Here is a 2,028-nt window from a genome sequence, read left to right on the forward strand (position 1 = left end):
AGCTGATCAAATAAAACCGGATGCCAAAGAAGCCATTACTTCACTTAGAAGGCTTGGTATTCAACAAATAATGATATTATCCGGAGATAAAAAGGAGGTAGTAAAAGCATTAGGAAAAGAACTAAAGGCTGATGAAGCCCTTGGAGGAATGCTTCCTGAAGAAAAATATGCTAAAATTGAAGCCCTAAAAAAAGACCCGGAAAATGTGGTCGCATTTATTGGAGACGGTATCAACGATGCGCCTTCCATTGCTGCTGCGGATGTAGGCATAGGCATGGGAGGTGTGGGTAGTGATTTGGCCATTGAGTCTGCGGATATTGTGATTCAGACAGACCATCCCTCCAAGGTAGCCCTGGCTTTTAAAATTGGGAAAGCAACCAAAAGCATCGTATGGCAAAACATCGCTCTTGCCTTTATGGTAAAGTTTTTGGTATTGAGCCTGGGAGCTGCAGGGTTGGCAGGTATGTGGGAGGCTGTTTTTGCCGATGTGGGCGTAGCCCTCTTGGCCATTTTAAATGCCATAAGAATAAATTATTTATTCAAATAAATTCGAACATGCTATTTACCGCTATTACAAGTCAGGAAGAAATATGGGCAATTGTAAACAAGGAGCTTCAATTGGCCTCAAAGGAGGTGCAGCACCCTTTCCGCTTCGTAAATTTTTGTACATCAGCTGGAAATCAGCCTGATAGCAGGTATGTAGTACTTCGAGAGGTAACCGAAGAATTGCAATTGTTATTTTACACAGATAGCAGAAGTAAAAAAATAGCTCAAATACGGGAAAACCCCAATGTTTCATTGTTGTTTTACCATCCCTCTGCACGCTGCCAGGTCAAAATTAAGGGGATTGCTACCATTTTAGCTCAAAAGGAAGCCAATGAAGGTTACTGGGAAAACATTCCTCCTGAAGCGCAAAAAGCCTATCAGTCCAAATGGCCACCAAAAACTGAGGTAGAGACTTCAGAAAAAGGAATGATGCTGGATGTCAAGTACAATAATGACTACTTTTCGGTAATTAAAGTTGTTACATATGAATTAGAATGCCTTCAATTAGATAGCAAGGGTCATCTAAGGATTGCTTTTAAGAAGGAAAATGAAAAATGGCAATCAAGCTGGCTGGTACCTTAGGCTTAATTTCTATTCAATTGTCCGTTGGGCAAAAGGAATAAAAGTGCTATCTTCAATGGTTTAAAGCCAGCAATAACATTTTAAAAAACAATTTTCCATGCATAACAATAACAGAAGAGACTTCATCAAAAAGACCGGATTGGCAACAGCCATTTTGGGTTTAGGCCTTGGAGGGCAGGCCATTTCCATGGCTCCCCGTAAGGAATTATTTAAAATTTCATTGGCCCAATGGTCTGTCAACAGATTGCTATTCAATCAAAAGATGGACAACTTAGACTTTGCTGTACTTGCCAAAAAACACGGGATTTCAGCTGTAGAATATGTGAACCAGTTTTTTATGGACAAAGCCAAGGATACGGCTTACTTGAAAGAAATGAAAACCAGGGCAGAAGGAGAGGGGGTTACTTCAGTTTTGATCATGTGCGACAATGAAGGAAAATTAGGTGCCAGAGATCAGGCAGAGCGTATGCAGACGGTGGAGAACCACAAAAAATGGGTAGAAGCTGCTAAGTTTCTTGGTTGTCACTCCATCCGAGTAAATGGATATTCTTTTACTAGATACAGTGCAGATAAAAAGGACTTTGCAGAATCACAGAAACTTGTAGCTGATGGCTTGCAAAGCCTTTGTGAGTTTGCAGATACCATGGATATTAATGTAATGATTGAAAATCATGGAGGGTTTTCCAGCGATGCCAAGTGGCTTTCAGGTGTAATGAAAGCAGCCGATCACCCAAGGGCCGGCACACTTCCGGATTTCGGCAATTTCTTGATGTATAGAAATGAAGGAGAAAAAACCCTTAGCTACGATTCTTATAAAGGAGTGAAACAATTGATGCCCTATGCCAAAGGAGTAAGTGTAAAACCTACGGTATGGGATGGCAAAGGCAATCAGTCTCAGCT

Annotated in this window: 3 protein-coding genes; all 3 read left to right on the forward strand. The window is 41.0% G+C overall.

All coding sequences use genetic code 11. From position 1 onward, the window contains the following. On the forward strand, nt 1–547 hold a 547-nt coding region (locus AAC037_RS23905; RefSeq protein WP_339906165.1), incomplete at its 5' end, for an HAD-IC family P-type ATPase. 8 nt (nt 548–555) lie between these two features. Further along, nucleotides 556–1,128: a pyridoxamine 5'-phosphate oxidase family protein gene (locus AAC037_RS23910; protein WP_339906166.1), complete on the forward strand. Its 573-nt coding sequence runs from the start codon at nt 556–558 to the stop codon at nt 1,126–1,128. 97 nt (nt 1,129–1,225) lie between these two features. Next, nucleotides 1,226–2,028 (forward strand): TIM barrel protein (locus AAC037_RS23915; RefSeq protein ID WP_339906168.1); only part of this gene is annotated, 803 nt, incomplete at its 3' end.

The sequence above is a fragment of the uncultured Cyclobacterium sp. genome, assembly GCF_963976465.1.
Lineage (GTDB): Bacteria > Bacteroidota > Bacteroidia > Cytophagales > Cyclobacteriaceae > Cyclobacterium.